The organism is Saccharopolyspora sp. NPDC000995, assembly GCF_053599315.1.
This window is the reverse complement of the sequence record NZ_JBSFLZ010000154.1, coordinates 1-15,104: the sequence shown is the minus strand read 5'-3', so window position 1 is coordinate 15,104 and position 15,104 is coordinate 1. Positions and strand designations below refer to the sequence as shown.

At 66.8% G+C, this 15,104-nt stretch carries 21 protein-coding genes and 1 pseudogene; 11 read left to right on the top strand and 11 right to left on the bottom strand.

Annotation, left to right across the window (positions count from 1 at the left end; all coding sequences use genetic code 11):
* Positions 1-248: 248 nt before the first annotated feature.
* Positions 249-572: a hypothetical protein gene (locus ACWDKQ_RS31840; protein ID WP_450142473.1), complete on the top strand. Its 324-nt coding sequence runs from the start codon at positions 249-251 to the stop codon at positions 570-572.
* Between the two features lie 331 nt (positions 573-903).
* Here the strand turns inward: ACWDKQ_RS31840 and ACWDKQ_RS31835 are convergent, their stop codons facing one another.
* The 4 genes from ACWDKQ_RS31835 to ACWDKQ_RS31820 all read right to left on the bottom strand — a co-directional run bounded on the left by ACWDKQ_RS31835 (position 904) and on the right by ACWDKQ_RS31820 (position 3,335).
* Positions 904-1,170, bottom strand: a complete 267-nt coding sequence (locus tag ACWDKQ_RS31835) for a hypothetical protein (RefSeq protein WP_450142472.1) — start codon at positions 1,168-1,170, stop codon at positions 904-906.
* Positions 1,171-1,342: 172 nt separating this feature from the next.
* Positions 1,343-1,663, bottom strand: coding sequence for a hypothetical protein (locus tag ACWDKQ_RS31830; protein ID WP_450142471.1), 321 nt, complete (start codon positions 1,661-1,663; stop codon positions 1,343-1,345).
* A 260-nt stretch (positions 1,664-1,923) separates the two neighbouring features.
* Entirely contained in the window at positions 1,924-2,223 is a 300-nt protein-coding gene (locus ACWDKQ_RS31825; RefSeq protein ID WP_450142470.1) for a MoaD/ThiS family protein, read from the bottom strand.
* A complete protein-coding gene (locus tag ACWDKQ_RS31820; protein WP_450142469.1) occupies positions 2,220-3,335 on the bottom strand; it encodes a WD40/YVTN/BNR-like repeat-containing protein in 1,116 nt (371 codons plus the stop codon). Before ACWDKQ_RS31820 ends, ACWDKQ_RS31825 begins: the two co-directional genes overlap by 4 nt.
* A 67-nt stretch (positions 3,336-3,402) precedes the next feature.
* Between ACWDKQ_RS31820 and ACWDKQ_RS31815 the strand changes: the two genes are divergently transcribed.
* Genes ACWDKQ_RS31815 through ACWDKQ_RS31805 form a run of 3 tightly spaced genes read left to right on the top strand, consistent with a single transcriptional unit; the run spans position 3,403 to position 5,034 of the window.
* Positions 3,403-3,726, top strand: a complete 324-nt coding sequence (locus ACWDKQ_RS31815; RefSeq protein WP_450142468.1) for a nucleoside hydrolase — start codon at positions 3,403-3,405, stop codon at positions 3,724-3,726.
* 19 nt (positions 3,727-3,745) lie between these two features.
* Entirely contained in the window at positions 3,746-4,303 is a 558-nt protein-coding gene (locus ACWDKQ_RS31810; protein ID WP_450142467.1) for a PfkB family carbohydrate kinase, read from the top strand.
* Between the two features lie 26 nt (positions 4,304-4,329).
* Complete coding sequence (locus tag ACWDKQ_RS31805; protein WP_450142466.1) at positions 4,330-5,034, top strand: HAD family acid phosphatase; 705 nt, start codon at positions 4,330-4,332, stop codon at positions 5,032-5,034.
* 325 nt (positions 5,035-5,359) lie between these two features.
* Here ACWDKQ_RS31805 and ACWDKQ_RS31800 read toward each other — a convergent pair whose 3' ends face one another.
* The 3 genes from ACWDKQ_RS31800 to ACWDKQ_RS31790 form a co-directional block, all read right to left on the bottom strand.
* The gene (locus tag ACWDKQ_RS31800; RefSeq protein WP_450142465.1) at positions 5,360-5,716 is read right to left on the bottom strand and encodes a hypothetical protein; all 357 of its coding nucleotides are present in this window, start codon (positions 5,714-5,716) and stop codon (positions 5,360-5,362) included.
* A gap of 66 nt (positions 5,717-5,782) precedes the next feature.
* Positions 5,783-6,019 (bottom strand): DUF397 domain-containing protein, encoded by a 237-nt coding sequence (locus ACWDKQ_RS31795; protein ID WP_450142464.1) that lies wholly within the window; start codon positions 6,017-6,019, stop codon positions 5,783-5,785.
* Positions 6,020-6,263: 244 nt separating this feature from the next.
* Positions 6,264-7,130 carry a helix-turn-helix domain-containing protein gene (locus tag ACWDKQ_RS31790; RefSeq protein WP_450142463.1) on the bottom strand — a complete coding sequence of 289 codons (867 nt, stop codon included), beginning with the start codon at positions 7,128-7,130 and terminating at the stop codon, positions 6,264-6,266.
* Between the two features lie 200 nt (positions 7,131-7,330).
* On the opposite strand from ACWDKQ_RS31790, the gene ACWDKQ_RS31785 reads away from it, so the two are divergent.
* Both ACWDKQ_RS31785 and ACWDKQ_RS31780 read left to right on the top strand, forming a co-directional pair.
* Positions 7,331-8,149: an SAM-dependent methyltransferase gene (locus ACWDKQ_RS31785; protein WP_450142462.1), complete on the top strand. Its 819-nt coding sequence runs from the start codon at positions 7,331-7,333 to the stop codon at positions 8,147-8,149.
* A 39-nt stretch (positions 8,150-8,188) separates the two neighbouring features.
* Positions 8,189-8,902 carry a HAMP domain-containing protein gene (locus tag ACWDKQ_RS31780; protein ID WP_450142461.1) on the top strand — a complete coding sequence of 238 codons (714 nt, stop codon included), beginning with the start codon at positions 8,189-8,191 and terminating at the stop codon, positions 8,900-8,902.
* An 89-nt stretch (positions 8,903-8,991) separates the two neighbouring features.
* Here the strand turns inward: ACWDKQ_RS31780 and ACWDKQ_RS31775 are convergent, their stop codons facing one another.
* Positions 8,992-9,132, bottom strand: a complete 141-nt coding sequence (locus ACWDKQ_RS31775; protein WP_450142460.1) for a hypothetical protein — start codon at positions 9,130-9,132, stop codon at positions 8,992-8,994.
* 103 nt (positions 9,133-9,235) lie between these two features.
* On the opposite strand from ACWDKQ_RS31775, the gene ACWDKQ_RS31770 reads away from it, so the two are divergent.
* Both ACWDKQ_RS31770 and ACWDKQ_RS31765 read left to right on the top strand, forming a co-directional pair.
* Entirely contained in the window at positions 9,236-10,039 is an 804-nt protein-coding gene (locus ACWDKQ_RS31770) for an exodeoxyribonuclease III (protein ID WP_450142459.1), read from the top strand.
* A gap of 61 nt (positions 10,040-10,100) precedes the next feature.
* A pseudogene (locus ACWDKQ_RS31765) lies at positions 10,101-10,301 on the top strand (transposase); the annotation flags it as partial.
* A 363-nt stretch (positions 10,302-10,664) separates the two neighbouring features.
* On the opposite strand, the gene ACWDKQ_RS31760 reads toward ACWDKQ_RS31765, so the two are convergent.
* Complete coding sequence (locus ACWDKQ_RS31760; protein WP_450142458.1) at positions 10,665-11,240, bottom strand: dihydrofolate reductase family protein; 576 nt, start codon at positions 11,238-11,240, stop codon at positions 10,665-10,667.
* Between the two features lie 90 nt (positions 11,241-11,330).
* Here ACWDKQ_RS31760 and ACWDKQ_RS31755 point away from each other — a divergent pair, with 90 nt between their 5' ends.
* The 3 genes from ACWDKQ_RS31755 (at position 11,331) to ACWDKQ_RS31745 (ending at position 13,921) form a co-directional block, all read left to right on the top strand.
* Positions 11,331-11,900 carry a TetR/AcrR family transcriptional regulator gene (locus ACWDKQ_RS31755; RefSeq protein ID WP_450142457.1) on the top strand — a complete coding sequence of 190 codons (570 nt, stop codon included), beginning with the start codon at positions 11,331-11,333 and terminating at the stop codon, positions 11,898-11,900.
* 325 nt (positions 11,901-12,225) lie between these two features.
* Positions 12,226-13,323: a methyltransferase domain-containing protein gene (locus ACWDKQ_RS31750; RefSeq protein WP_450142456.1), complete on the top strand. Its 1,098-nt coding sequence runs from the start codon at positions 12,226-12,228 to the stop codon at positions 13,321-13,323.
* 94 nt (positions 13,324-13,417) lie between these two features.
* Positions 13,418-13,921 carry a hypothetical protein gene (locus ACWDKQ_RS31745; protein ID WP_450142455.1) on the top strand — a complete coding sequence of 168 codons (504 nt, stop codon included), beginning with the start codon at positions 13,418-13,420 and terminating at the stop codon, positions 13,919-13,921.
* Between the two features lie 112 nt (positions 13,922-14,033).
* Here the strand turns inward: ACWDKQ_RS31745 and ACWDKQ_RS31740 are convergent, their stop codons facing one another.
* Both ACWDKQ_RS31740 and npdG read right to left on the bottom strand, forming a co-directional pair.
* Positions 14,034-14,177 (bottom strand): hypothetical protein, encoded by a 144-nt coding sequence (locus ACWDKQ_RS31740; RefSeq protein ID WP_450142454.1) that lies wholly within the window; start codon positions 14,175-14,177, stop codon positions 14,034-14,036.
* A 234-nt stretch (positions 14,178-14,411) separates the two neighbouring features.
* Positions 14,412-15,104, bottom strand: a 693-nt coding sequence (npdG, locus tag ACWDKQ_RS31735; RefSeq protein ID WP_450142453.1) for an NADPH-dependent F420 reductase, incomplete at its 5' end; no start/stop codon positions are given.

Below are 15,104 nucleotides of genomic sequence, written 5' to 3'. Positions count from 1 at the left end.
CGGTACCAACGCCACTCGCCGGGCCTCCACCGACCGGTAGAAGCCGGGGCACGCTCTTTTCTTTGCGGACACAACGAAGTTGATCGCTCCTCTGGGTGACTGAGGGTGCGATCTGCATGTCGCTGGGGGTGTTTTGCGGACTTCGGTGACAAGGTCCACGCGTTGATCTCGGCTCCCGCCGAACTTCCTCAGGGCTTCAGCGGCGGGGCTGTTCAACCAAGTGGTATCCATCCAGATTGGAGTCTGCAGTGCGCAAGTCTGTTCGTGTTCTGTTCGCCGGGGCCGCAGCAGTCGGATTGCTCGCGATGGGAGGCTCTCCGGCGCTGGCCGCCAAGGGCAAGGAAAAGGCGTCGGACGACGACTCCACTGTCACGGCTGCGGCCGAAGGTGGTAAGGGCGGCAACGGAGGCAACGGCGGCTTCGGGATCAACGTGTGCCCGTCGATCGCATTGTTGTCGCCTGCGAAGGCGACCTGCGGTGCTGGCAACGGCGGCAGTGCCAATGGTGGCGACGCGGAAGCCTATGCGGAAGACGACAGCAAGGACCGGAAGTACTCCAGCGACGACGAGTGATCCTGGAGCTTCCTGGCGAAGGGAGTCGCGGGTTCCGCGTCGGTCTTCCTGTCCGGAGGCCGTCGCGCCGCGTCCGAGTTTCGAGTTGGTAGCGGGTAGGCCGCGTCCGAGAAATCCCACGGCCTACCCGCTTTTCGAGCGTAACGCCGCTGTTCCGGTGTCCCTGGCTGAAGTGGCGAAAGCACCCGAATCGGTCGACTGGCGCTGTTCTCGTCGTTCGATTTTAGGACACAGTGGACGGCCAGGTTGGGCGATTTCTTCAAGGCAAGTGAAAATGTGTCGGTCTCCTTGTGGAGACCGACACATTCATCTTCTGCCCAGCGGGCTGCTCTCAGTCGTCGTCGCTGTTTTCCGCGGCAACCGCGGTCGAGTGCCCGTCGGCGCCTCCGCCGTTCGGCGCGACCGAGCATTCGGCGGTGATCTGCCCGCCGGTGAGGGAGATCGGTCGGCAAATGCTGAAACCCTCGCCGGCTTCACCCGCGCTACCGGGCTTCTCCTTGGTGCTTTCGGCCGCGACCGCCTGGGGCAGCATGCTCGTCGCCAGCACGCCGATGCCGAGCGCGGCGGCGGTGCCGAGGATGCGAACAGAAGTGATCATCGGTGCTCCTTTTCGCGTCGTCGCTCCCGGACACGCCGACCAGATCGTCCACCGGTCGGCGTTCCTGGCCCGGGCGAAGACCTCGTATCGGGTGGGCCGGTGTGGATCAGCGTTCGGCCGCTCCCGTTCGGGCGGGAGCGACCGAGCTGAACCGAAAGCCGCGAGGTCGGCGTCAGTCCTCGTCGGACTGCTCGGTGTCCCGGCTGTCGTCTTCGGCATAGGCTTCCGCGTCGCCGCCGTTGGCGTTGCCGCCCTTGCCCGCGGTGCAGTTGGCCTCGGCCTTCGCGAGGACGCTGATCGCCGGGCAGATGTTCAGGCCGAAGCCGCCGTTGCCGCCGTTCCCGCCGTTTCCGCCCTGGGCTGCGGCCGTGACGACGGAGTCGTCGTCCGACTCTTTGCCCTTGCCCTTCGCGGCGAGTGCCGGGGACGCACCCATCGCGAGCAGGCCCACGGCGGCGACTCCGGCGAGCAGGGCACGTGCTGAACTGCGCATGTCAGACTCCGATTGGTTGATTTCTGGTGGCGTCGAACGGGCTCGGAATCCGATGAGTCGGGCCCGGCCGCGCGATTGACGCGGCAAACCTTCCACCGGGGCCGAGAATCGACACGCCAACACGCCGAAGCGGCCGCTCTACCACCCAATAGTTGAACGGGCACGCCGAGCGGCACCATCTGGTCCAATATGGACGGCTCGTCGCACCCACCAATCGGGCGATGGGACAACCAGCTCGGTTCGAGCGGGGTGGGGCTCGGTCAGCCGCCCGCCATCGCTGCGACGATCAGGTACGGCTCCTCGCCCGCCGCCACCTCTTCCGGCAGCGGGACGTCCGGCGACTCGTGGGATAGGTCCCGCTCGCAGGCGAAGAAGCGGATGAACGCCCGGCGCAGCTGGGTTTCCTGGTCGCGGATGGTGCCGCGCAGCATCGGATAACGGGCTTCGAGCGCGTCGAGCACCGCGCGCTGCGTGGGCCGACCGTCGACGTTCAGCTCGATCTCGCGGTCCGCGATCTTGGCGAGCGTCCGCAGGTGGGCGGGGAGTGCGACCCTGATCATGGCAGCGTCTGCACCTCTACGGACAGCACCGCTGGCAGGTCCCGGACGATCGGCCGCCAGCTGTCCCCGGCGTCGGGCGACACATACACCTGGCCGCCGGTGGTGCCGAAGTAGATGCCGCACTCGTCCAGCGAGTCCACCGCCATCGCGTCCCGCAGCACGTTGACGTAGCAATGATTCTGCGGCAGGCCCTTGGCCAGCGGCTCCCATTCGCCGCCGCCGGTCCGGCTGCGGTAGACGCGCAGTCTGCCCTCGGGCGGGTAGTGCTGCTCGTCGCTGGTGATCGGCACGACGTACACCGTGTCCGGTTCGTGGGCGTGCACGTCGATCGGGAAGCCGAAGTCGGTCGGCAGGTCGCCGCTGATCTCGTACCAGGAATCGCCGGTGTCGTCGCTGCGCATCACGTCCCAGTGCTTCTGCATGAACAGCACGTTCGGGCGTTCGCGGTGCAGGGCAATGCGGTGCACGCAGTGGCCGACCTCCGCGTCCGGATCGGGAATGCCCGCGGAGCGGAGGCCGTGGTTGATCGGTTGCCAGCTCTTGCCGCCGTCGTCGGTCCGGAAGGCACCCGCCGCCGAGATGGCGGTGAACAGCCGGTTCGGGTTGTCTGGTGCGTGGATGATCGTGTGCAGGCACATCCCGCCGGCACCCGGCTGCCAACCGGAAGCGGAGTCGTGTTCGCGCAGCGCGCGCAGTTCCTGCCAGGTCTGGCCGCCGTCGGTGGTTCGGAACAGCGCGGCGTCCTCGACCCCGGCGTACACGGTGTCCGGGTCGGTCGGCGACGGTTCGAGGTGCCAGACCCGCTCGAACTCCCAGGGGTGCGGCGTGCCGTCGTACCACTGGTGCGTGCCGGGGGAGCCGTCGTAGGAGAACTGGTTGCCGACCGCTTCCCAGGTCTGGCCGCCGTCGTCGGAGCGCTGGATCAACTGGCCGAACCAGTCGAGCGACTGCGACGCGTACAGCCGATCGGGGTCGGCTGGCGAGGCCTTGAGGTGGTACAGCTGCCAGCCGCCGAAGAGCGGACCGCTGATGTCCCACTGCTCGCGGGCGCCGTCCGCGGTGAGGATGAACGCGCCCTTGCGGGTGCCGACGAGAACTCGGATACGGCTCATGAGGAACCCCTGCTCAACAGCGGAATGCTTGTTCGAACGTCGGTCACCGTAGGACCGTGGGCCGCTCGTGTCTTCTCGATCTTGTGACTCGGCGTCCCGGCGAACCGTGCTGTCCCGGCCCGCGCCGACGGCCACGCCGACTAGCCAGCCCGCCGCCGAACTCATCGTGCGCCTCGCCCGCGAGAACCCCGGCGCGTTGCACCTGCTCGCCATTGGCCCGATGACGAACCTGGCCACCGCGCTGCAGCTCGACCCCGAGCTGCCCGAGCTGATCAAGCACGTCACGATCATGGGTGGCGCGGTCCGGCATCCGGGCAATGTGACCCCGGCCGCCGAGGCGAACATCAGCAACGACCCGGAGATCGACATTACGCACACCCCGCGGCGTTGAAGCGGACACCGATACCGCGTTGATCACCGTTTCGGAGACCGGAGAGAACAGCATCATCGTGTCCACAGCGGCTAACGGGCGGCTCTCGCCGGACGACATCGCGGCCGCGCAGCCGCTGATCGCTGCGGCGCGGGTCCTGCTGAACCTGTCCCCGGTCGTCGAGCTTCCCGCCGAGGCGCTGGCGCTGGCCGACCCGCTGATCGTCACCGAGCACGAAGCCCGGGAAATTCTCCGGCGCAATGATTTTCAGGTGCCGACCGAGAACGTCGCGCACGCGGCGAAGCTACGCCGGGTCGGTGCGCGTTCGGTGGTGGTCACCTTCGGGCGGACGGTGTGGCGTCGCGGATGCCGCCAACGCCGAGGAAATTTAGGAGTACGGGTCGATGCGGTCGACACCACCGGAGCGGGTGATCTTTTCGCCGCAACCGTGGCTTGGCTGTTCAGTCAGGGGGATCTGCTTCTCCCTGCCGTGCGTTCGGCGACCCGCGTGGGAGCTTGCAGCGTGCAACACTCCGGTGCGCAAGTGTCCTATCCCGTGCTCGACCGCGTGCTGAGCGGATCCGGGCTGCCGGATTAATCCCCGTCGCTAGGAGATTCCTCATCGTGTCCGATCGAAAGTCCTCCGCACTCCCCGGGATCGCCTCGTCTTTCGCCCTGCTCGGGGTGCTCGCCACCGGCTGCGCCGCTGCCCAGGGCGCCGAAGGCGCGAAGGCCGGCGAACCCCCGAACCTGACGGACCTCAAGAAGTCCATCGTGGACTACCACGATTCGGGGCGGTGGGACGCCGACATCGCCGACGCCCACCGGCGCGGCCAGGACTACCTGGCCAAGCGCCTGGAGCAGGGCGTGTCGAAACCGGCGATCGTGCTGGACATCGACGACACCAGCGTGTCCACCTACGGGTACGAGAAGGACATCAACTTCGGCTTCGACCAGGAGTCCTCCGACGAGTACGTGCTCGCGCGCGGGCCCGTCGGGATCGCCGCGACGAGGGACCTCGCGCGATTCGCGGACTCCCACGGCGTCGCGATCTTCTTCGTCACCGGCCGGCGGGAGAACCCGCAGATGCGCGAGGCCAGCCTGCTGGACCTCGAGGAGGAGGGCTACCCCGAGCCCGACGGCCTGTACCTGCGGCCAGCGGACGACCACCGGCCGTCGGTGGTGCCGTACAAGAGCGGTACCCGCGCCGAACTCGAGCGGCAGGGCTACCAGATCATTCTCAGCGTCGGAGACCAGGAGTCCGACTTGGCCGGCGGCCACGCCGAACGCGGCGTGAAGCTGCCCAACCCCATGTACAAACTCCCCTGACCTGCGCTCGGCGCCGGGTCCGGTGTGGGGTTCTGGTCGAACACCACTATTACCTGTGCCGCTGCTTCGGCCAGGTCGTGCGCGATCACGAGCACGGTGCCCGCCCGTCGTCGATCAGGTGGTCCAGCACTTCTCTAATCGGTCCTGACGGCTTTTCGTCTTGGGCGGCGGAAAATTTTCCGATCGAGTTCCCGCGCCGGGGCACCGTCAAGCGGGAACTCGATCGGTTCGGGAACCCGGTTCCGAGGGTAGGTCCACAGAGGACTCTGGAACCGGGTCGGGGCGAGGTCTGGGGCGGCGAACCTGGGCGGTCAACCGCGGTGGCTCAGGCGGAGGCGGCCAGCCAGGCTGAGCGGCCCGTGTGGGTCGGCAGCCAGCAGCCCTTGGGCTGGGCGCTGAGCTCCGAGGTCGGCTCGGACAGCGCGAGCAGTTCGGCGATCACCTCGCGCGCCGGGCCGGCGGTGCGCCACAGGACCTTGGTCGGGAAGAGCACATCGGGCTCGTCGCCGGGGATTCGCGCCGCGTCGGCGTCGTGTTCGCCGAAGAGCTGCAGGATGTCGAAAACCCCGTGATGGATGCGGATTCCCACCACGGCGACCAGACCGCCGTTGGTGTCGCGAGGGTGCGCGAACTGGAAGTCGCGGGCTACCAGGCCTTTCAGGCCGTTGGTAATCTCGTTCATGGCGCCACCGAGTTTCGTCGTCAAGGGCTTCAACCATGGCTCCGCGCGGAGCGTCGGCGCGGCTCGTCAGACGATCAAGTCGTCGAACTCGCCGTCCTTGGCACCGTGCAGGAATGCGGCGATCTCATCCCGGCTGTAGACCAGAGCTGGACCCTCGGGGTAACGCGAGTTTCTGACGGCGATCCCGCCGTCGACCAACGATGCCAATTCGACGCAGTTGCCCGTCGCTCCGCTGTGGCGGCTCTTACGCCACACCACGTTGGGAAGCTGCTGCGCGGGCATACCGTTCTGGATGTTCGTCATCCGAACCCCACCCTTCCCCGACTAATGCTGCACGATCATCTGCACGTGCAGATGATCGTGCACCTAAGTTAGCAGGTGCAGATGCACGGTTGAATGCACGTGCATCTCAATGAGGCCTTGATCACTCTTATGGATTAGTTCCGTGGCCTTGCCGGTAACGCGCCGTCAGGCGCGTGGACACACTGAGCTGATATTCGGGCACAAAAAAGCCGCCGCCCGGGGGATCTCCGGCGGCGGCCGGACGTCAGCGGTACTTCAGGGCCTGCAGCAGCGTCTTGCGGGTCTCCTCCGGGGTCTGCGCGTCGACCGCGAGCCGGTGGCTGACCTTGCTGTACACCTCGACCTCGTCTGGCTTGTCCAGGTACAGCGCACCGCAGAGGTGTTCCAGGTAGACGATGTCCGGCAGCTCCGGCTCGGCGAAGCGCAAGATCGTGAACGCGCCCTCCGCGCCGGACCGGCCGAGCTCGAACGGCAGGATCTGCAGCGTCACCGCGGCCATCGCCGTCGCATCGAGCAGGAACTGGATCTGCTCGCGCAGCACTTCCCGGCCGCCGATCGGCCGGTGCAGCACCGACTCGTCTATGACCGCCCACAACCGCGGCGCTTTCGGCTGGGTGAACAACTTCTGGCGCTGCATGCGCAGCCGGACACGCCGGTCCAGCTCGTCCGCCGGGAACTCGGGGCGGCCCTGGATGGCGACCGCGCGGGCGTACTTCTCGGTCTGCAGCAGACCGGGCACGAACTGGATCTCGTAGGTTTGGATGCGGGAGGCCGATTCCTCCAAGCCGACGTAGTCCTGGAACCACGACGGCATCAGGTCGTTGAAGCGGTGCCACCAGCCGGGTTCGTTCGACCGGCGCACCAAGTCCAAAAACGACTCGTGTTCCGCCTCGTCGGTTACCCCGTAGAGGTTAAGCAGGTCGACGACGTCGCGCTCCTTGAAACCGACCCGGCCCAGTTCGAGGCGGCTGATCTTCGATCCGGAGCCGCGGATGGTGTATCCGGCGTCCTCCCGGGAGATGCCGCTCGCCTCGCGCAGTCGGCGCAGCTGGCTGCCAAGCACGAGACGCCGAGCGGTGGGGCCGCTTCCCGTGGCACTGTCCAGGGCCACGCGAAACCTCCTGTGGAATGGGCTCTACTGCTCACTGTCGCGATCCAGCGGTTGAACGTTACGCGGAGGGATAGTAGTGGAATCCAGCCGCAGGCCGAGTGCCTTACCCGGATTGGCGGTACCTGCCCACCTGCAACGTTATCAATTCTTGATCACCTAACCTGGTCAGCGTCGCGGAGGCAATGGGGTTGGGGAGTGACATGACACGAGCCGGCGACGGGCGTGCGGGTGGTATCGACCCTACGCGGCCGAGCAGCGCGCGCGTCTACGACGCGATCCTCGGTGGCAAGGACAACTACGCCGCGGACCGCGTGCTGCGCGACGAGTTGGCCGAGGTCGCCCCGACGCCCGGCGCTTTGGCCAAGGACAACCGCGCTTTCCTGCAGCGGGTGACCCGGTACCTGGCCGGGACAGTCGGGATCGACCAGTTCCTGGACTGCGGTTCGGGATTGCCGACGTTGGAGAACACACACGAGGTGGCGCAGCGGGTCAACGCCGATGCGATCGTCGTCTACGTCGACAACGATCCGACCGCGATCGTGCACGGGCGCGCCCTGCTCGTGGAGAACGACAGCACGCACTTCGTCGCGGCGGACATCACTGATCCCCAGCGGCTGCTCAGAGATCGGGCCGTGGTCAGGTGGTTGGACTGGTCCCGGCCCATCGGGCTGTTCCTGTTCAGCACGCTGCACCACATCTCTGACGAGCACCGGCCACGGGAACTCATGGCGCGCTACATCGACGCGCTGCCGTCCGGTTCGTACGTGGCGCTCAGCCACTTCTGCCAGCCCGAGGACGCCGAGGCGTTCGAGCTGGCCGGTGAGATCGAGCGGGCCTACCTGGGGGCGATGGGCACCGGCTGGTTCCGGGCCCGCGAGGAGATCGGCGGCTATTTTGGTGGGCTCGACGTGATCGAGCCGGGTCTGGTGCCGGTATCGACGTGGTGGCCCGACGGGCCCGGCGAGCCGCTGAACGCCTTCCGCCGCCTGCTGGTAGGTGGAGTCGCCCGCAAGTCCTGACCGGCTCCGGTCAGTACTCGTTGATTTCGACCGTCGTTGGTGCTCTGCGCCGTCGGACTGGTCCTGGTCGCTGGATCCTTGCTGGTCGCGGACCGGCTCGCGGCCCGCGTGGTGCGCGCGGCCACCCGGCTCGCGAACGCCTCGTCCGCGCTTGGCGCCGGGAACTTTAGCGTCCGGGTGCACCCCAGCGGCCCGCCAGAACTGGTGGAGGCGGGGCGGGCGTTCAACACCATGGCCGACCGGGTCCGGCAACTGCTCGCCGCCGAACGTGAGATGGCAGCCGACCTCTCGCACCGGCTGCGTACCCCGTTGACGGCGCTGCGGCTCAATGCCGAGGCGTTGGGCGGCGACCAGGCCGCGGAGCATATCCGGGTGGCGATCGACCGGCTGGAGCCCGAGGTGGACCTAGTGATCACCAGCGCGCGGCGCTCCGGTCCCGGGGAGTACGCGGACTGCGACGTTGCGGGGCTGCTGCGGGAACGGCTCGGGGTCTGGTCCGCGCTGACCGAAGACCGGCAGCGGCCGTGGAACATGCGCCGGGTGGCCGAATCGACCGGCGCTCGGCTTACCGTCGACCGCTCCAGCCTCGGCGGTGTCCGGGTGTGCATGTGGCTGTGGCGGCGCCCGGCGGCACCGACGTCGATTCGCCGCCGCGACCGCCGCCAACCACCCGCGAAGGGTTCTGGCTGGACTGACGTGAACCGTGAGGGTGCCGCTCACCTCGAAAAAGGTCGATCCAGCGGGGCGGGGTGACCGGTGGGGTTGATCATCGGTGCCGGTGGTTGCCCTCGCTGGCGTGCTGACTGTGTCGACCGTGAACGACCCTGCTGGTTAATTCCTGATCATGCTGCGAGGTCGTGTTCGAGGCGGGTGAGATGGCTGGTGCGGGTTCGGTCGAGGGGGTGGCCGTTCCACCAGGCATCGAGGCGGATCAGGTTGAGTGCGACCGCGGAGAACAGGTGTTGCAGGTGAGTTTTGGCCATCAAGCGGATCGAGGTTGTGCCGAACGTCTCGCCTGGGCGGCAGCGACGCCGCCAATCGGCACGGGTCGTCCCAGCTTGGGCACCGCTTTCGTAAAATCACGATATGGGTGGTTTTCTTACCGTGTCGACCGTGAACGTCAACGGCCTGCGCGCCGCCGCCAAGAAGGGCTTTGTGGAGTGGCTCGCCGCCACGCGAGCCGACGTGATCTGCATGCAGGAGACCCGCGCGGAGGCGGACCAGCTCGCGTCCGAGGTCCGGGAACCCGCCGGTTGGCACACCGTGCTGGCCCCGAGTTCGGCGAAGGGCCGCGCCGGGGTGGCGATCTACAGCCGCGCGGAGCCGGCAGCGGTGCGCATCGGCTTCGGCTCGGCGGAGTTCGACGAGAGCGGCCGGTACGCGGAGATCGACCTGCCGGGCGTCGTGGTGGCAAGCCTCTACCTGCCCAGCGGCGATGTCGGCACCCCGCGCCAGGACGAGAAGGAACGCTTCATGAAGGAGTTCCGGGCGTACCTGGGCCACCTGCGGGAACGCGCCGCGGCGGAGGGCCGCGAGGTGCTGGTGTGCGGCGACTGGAACATCGCCCACCAGCAGATCGACTTGAAGAACTGGAAGTCCAACCAGAAGGAAGCGGGCTTCCTGCCGGAGGAGCGGGCCTGGCTGACGGAGGTCTTCGAGAGCGGCTACGCGGACGTGGTCCGCCGCTTCCACCCGGAAGGCCCGGGACCGTACTCCTGGTGGTCCTACCGGGGAAAGGCCTTCGACAACGACTCCGGCTGGCGGATTGACCTTATTGTCAGTTCGCTCGGCTTGGCAAACCGTGCCACAGATGCATGGGTGGAGAAGGCCCCTAGCTACGACAAGCGCTGGTCGGACCACGCGCCGGTGACGGCTGTCTTCGACATCTGAGGATTAAGAGGATTTCTGGAGTTCGATTGATCTGCACTGAGCGTGGTCTGCGGTTGATGCGTTGTCGCGACGGTTGGGGCCGGATGAGTCGTGGGCACTGGTGGAGTCGTTGATTCCGCAGGCTGGGCAGCGTCGGCAGGGTGGCGGGCTCCGGCGGATGTGCGCAAGGTTTTCACCGCGGTCGGGTACGTGCTCACGGGCGGGTGTGTTACCGCCGTCGTTCGGGATCGCAATCTTGTTACCGCAGCGGGGAATTCTGCGTCACCTGGCCCGCATCGGCATCGACACCAATGAAAACTCGGCGGCACCGCTGGGGCGTCGAACGCTCCGTGATTCGCCTCGCTGACCGGACACCGCCGACTCGCCATCCGCTACGAACGCCGCGCCCAAATCCGACCTGCCCCACCTGGCGCCGGTTGTGTGGATGGGGTACCGGTTCCGTGCTGCTCGTGCCAACCTCGTGTTGATCTCTTATCCGCGTAACGAGGGGGTGGTCGTAGGTTCCGCGCACCGCCGGTGCCCGCCGCGAGGTCATCCCCGACGCGGACCACTACCTGCCGCTGCGCACCCCCGGCGGCCTCGTGGACCTCCTCTTCCAGCACCTGCACTGACCCGCCGCGGTGGGTCAGGGCTTGGTGTACGTCAGGTGCATCACGCCGCTGTTGAAGACGTGGGTGTCGTCGAGGTTGTACTGCTCGGGGGCGAAATCGCCGCCGAAGAGCGGGATTCCGGCGCCGGCGACCACCGGATGCAGCTTGATGATCAGTTCGTCGATCTCCGGTCGCAGCGCCGCCGCGAGCTTTCCGCCGCCGCAGAGCCAGATTCCCATGCCTTCTTCCCGTTTCAGCTCCCGCACCCGTTCGACTGGGTCGGCGGCGACGAATTCCACCGTGGGGTCCGGGCTTTCGGTGATGCTGCGGGAGAACACGATGCTGCGCAGGTGCTGGTAGGCGTTCGTCATCCCGTTCCGCGCGCCGATTCCCCAGCTGCCGCGTCCTTGCAGGACCGTGTCGAAGTGCTTGTTCGGCGTGTCGGCGAGGCCGATCAGCGGGCGGATGTGCGTCGGCATGATTTCCGGGTACTCCTCGCGAATGAAGGTGCCGTGATCGCCTTCGTGCAAGAAGAAGTCCGGGTTGTCGTTGGCCGGGCCGGTGATGAAGCCGTCGATGGTCGATGCGACCAGGTAGGTGAGTTTTCGCATGGATACCTCCAACAGAAACCACTTCGATTGTAGTGCTTCAAATGTAGTACTATGAACGGAGTGGTTGCAAGTGGGTTTTTTGGAGGAGCGATGGCGCAGAACCCCGCAAGACGAACAGCCCTGGTCGACGCCGCCATCGAGGTGCTGGCGCGCGACGGCGCGCGCGGCCTGACCTTCCGCGCCGTCGACGCGGAAGCCGGGGTACCGAAGGGCACGGCGTCGAACTACTTCGCCAACCGCGATGACCTGCTCAACCAGGTTGGCGCGCACATCCACCAGCGACTGGCCATCGACCCGGCGCAGCACGGTTCGGCCGAGCAGGCGCCGTCGGTGGAACTGCTGACCGAGCTGATGCGTGCGCTGTTCCACCACATCTCGGACGACCGCACCGGCTGGCTCGCGCTGCTGGAACTGCGTCTGGAAGCGACCCGGCGCCCCGAACTCCAAGCGGCGTTGACCGAAACCCTGCGGGTCAACCTGAACGCGAACATCGAGGGTCGCCGAGAATCGGCAATCCCCGGCGACGACATGACGACGGTGCTGCTCTACTACGCGATGACGGGACTGATCTTGGAACACCTGACGGTGCCCGAAGTCCTGACACCGTTCAACGTGGACGACCTCATCGCCACCTTCGTCAACCGCTCCCTGGTGTCCTGACGGCCTTCGGGGTTCACGCGGTTGTGCTACTCCGGTGAGCCGTTTTGCCTAGCGCTGCTGCCAAAATGTGCATCGAAAGCGTGATCCTGTTGCATTTTCAGGAAAATTCGCCCCACCGGCGTGCTCTCATTGACGGCGCCGCAACGCTCGGTTAATTGGCCCGTGCTGCGACGAGGGCCTGATCGATTTGGGAGGTCGGAATGGGCAAGCGGGACGCGGACCGCGACGGCCAGGGCGAAGCCCAACCGGAGAAGTGGGAGAATTGGGGGAACAAGGACGACGGCAACAAGCACGAAGGCGACGACGAGTAAGGCGGCACGACGAAGTGGCCGCCTGGCGTGAACGGCTCAGTGTACCGCGCGATCGGTTCATCCCGCCCGAGGTGTGGGTCGATGACCCCGTCACGGGCGGGTTCGTCTCGGTGTCCAGGAAGACCGACGAGGCGCGGTGGCGAGAACTGGTCGAGGCCGACGAGCCGATCATCACGCAGATCGATGACGGCAAGACCCGGCCTGGAGCCGTCGGGTTTCAGCCGAGCAGCTCGTGCAGCAAGCCGTCGCTGGTGGCCGACATGCTCGATGCCCTTCACGTGGAGGACGGCCATCGGGTGCTGGAGATTGGCACGGGAACCGGTTGGAACGCGGCGAACCTCCGCGAGCGCGTTGGCGACGACGGCCAGGTGACCTCGCTCGAGGTGGACCCCGAGCTCGCCGAGCAAGCGGCCCGAGCGCTGATCGGCGCGGGGTGCGCGGTCGTCGTGGTGACCGCGGACGGGACCAAGGGCTACCCGGATCGCGCGCCGTACGACCGGCTGATCGCCACCGCCTCCGTGCGCCGAGTTCCCCGGGCTTGGATCGAGCAGGCGGTTCCCGGCGGCGTGATCGTGACGCCGTGGGGCACCGACTACTGCAACGGCACTCTTCTCCGACTCACCGTGCCGGGGGACGGTTCGGCGTGGGGGAGATGCGGCAAGAACCTTCGGTTCATGCGGGTTCGCGATCAGCGCCGCGATTTTCTCGACCCGCCCGACGCCGAGATATCCGGTGCCGACAAGGGGACAACGCTGCGAAGCGCACGGGAACTCTTCGAGATGACGGAGTTCTCGCGCGCAGCGTTCACCATCGGGCTTCGCGTCCCGAGCTGCTACCTCACCGTCGAGGACATCGACGCCGATCGCCGGCACATCGAGCTGCATGACGTCCGTTCGGCGTCGTGGGCGCGCGTGGCCATGGCACGCGGGGCCGATTTCGAGGTCTACCAACTCGGTCCGCGCCGGCTTTGGGACGAGGCCGACGCCGCGTACGCCTGGTGGCTCGAATCAGGTCTCCCGTCGCCTGACCGGTACGGGCTCACGATCACGGTGGACGGTACCCACGAGGTGTGGTTGGACGAACCGACCAGCGCGCACCGGTGGACAACGTAGATCTCAAACCAGGTGGCGGATTCTGACCTTGAATGGCGGGCTACTGCCGGATCCGCCACCGCGGTGAGACGCGGTACACCGTAGGAAGAGATTGTTGTCCATTCTCGAGCGTACGTGGCGGAGTCTCGCAGAACGCTGGCGTAACATCCAGGCACAGCACCAGATCCGGACTTGGTTCCACACCGGACGCCACCCCGAACTGAGCCAACGCTGGTTCCATCTGCTCGCCATCCTCGGTGAGGACATCTACGGAGATCCCCACCGGCCCACCATCGAACGCATCGACATCGCAACCTACCCCGAGACCATCACGCTCATTAAGCTCCTCGCCTCACAGCATTGGCGAGAGCGCGACGACCTGCTCACCGAAGCCGGACGACGGCTTGGAGTCAGACTCCACGAACAGCGAGACACCGCCTTGAGGGCGCCCTCAGCGTGCAACATGATCGCAGCGCACATCTCCCTTGCGTCTCAAGGAATATGTCACTCTGCAGGTCAGCTCTACGCGGGCGCGAAATCATCCCTGAGAACGGACAGCCGTCGAATGCGCACTGATCGCGTAGTTCAGCACTGTATGCGCAGCCGGAAAGTCGGTTGATCAGTTGTCGGACCGAGGTGGGTGGGAAGGTTCCATCTGCAGGGACAAGGACGCGGGTCGCGCCACTGCTGGCTACGGATGTCGCTCCTGTCTCAATAGGATGCCCCGCGAGTCACACGGGGGTGAGCCTGGCCAGCCACACCTTCGCGATGACGACGAGTGCCATGCCGGTCGCCAGCAGTGGTTTCGGTCCGCGCAAGTTCGCCGAGCTGGTCAACAACACCATCGTCCGATAGTGGCGGAGACCGACGATCACACGCGGATCCGGTTGCGACTCGCGGCAGAGGTGGCTCGGCGGGATCGTCGGCGGGAACCGCAACGCCTACCGGCCTACGCCGACGGCCCCTGCAGTGGGGTCGCCTGCGCCGGATGCGGGGCTTCATTCGCTGCGCGCCCGATGACGCGCTGCATCCCTACCTTGACCGTCAGGCGCCAGCGACGTGCACCACCTGACGATCATGGTTGTCCCCCTATCGGCGGGACGCAGGGATTACGCGGGACGGCCGAGGCTCGAGTTCGCCGATGTCATGGGCAGCCCGGTGAGCCGGATTCCGGCGTGCGTCTTGTAGCGCCGGTTGACACCGACCAACAACGCGGTGATCCGTTCACAGACACCGCTCATGTCCAAGGGGCCGCAGTCGACCGCGCGCAATCCGTGGATGCTTTCGATGAGACCAGCTGCGACAGCCTTGTCGGCGCTCTTGTCGCCGCAGAGCAGCACGTCCTCGTCGAGGCGCTGGCCGAGGTCCTGCAACGTGGCGGCGCTGACGGTCTGTAGCGCGGAGATGACCGAGACGCCGGCTGGAAGCATGTCCTGGGCCTGCTCGGCAGCTGAGCCTGCCCATGGGGTGATGGGCCGAAGGCCTCGGTGTCCTGGCGCCATCGGTGCGGTCGTGTCGATCAACAGCTGCCCAGGCTGGATGACCTTGGCCAGGGACCGCAGAGTCTCGACGTGGGCGCTGAACGGGACCGCGATGACGACGACCGGCGCTCCATCGATCATCTCGGTGTTCTCACCGCCGGATGCCCCGGGAAGATGCGCCGCTGTGGCCTTCGCGGCGTCGGCGCGGCGGGAGCCGATGCGGACGTCGATACCGGCGTGCGCCCACCGGGTCGCGAGTCCGAGCCCGAGCGCGCCGGTGCCGCCGACGATGGCGACGGTGTCGACGCGCTGGGGCGACTC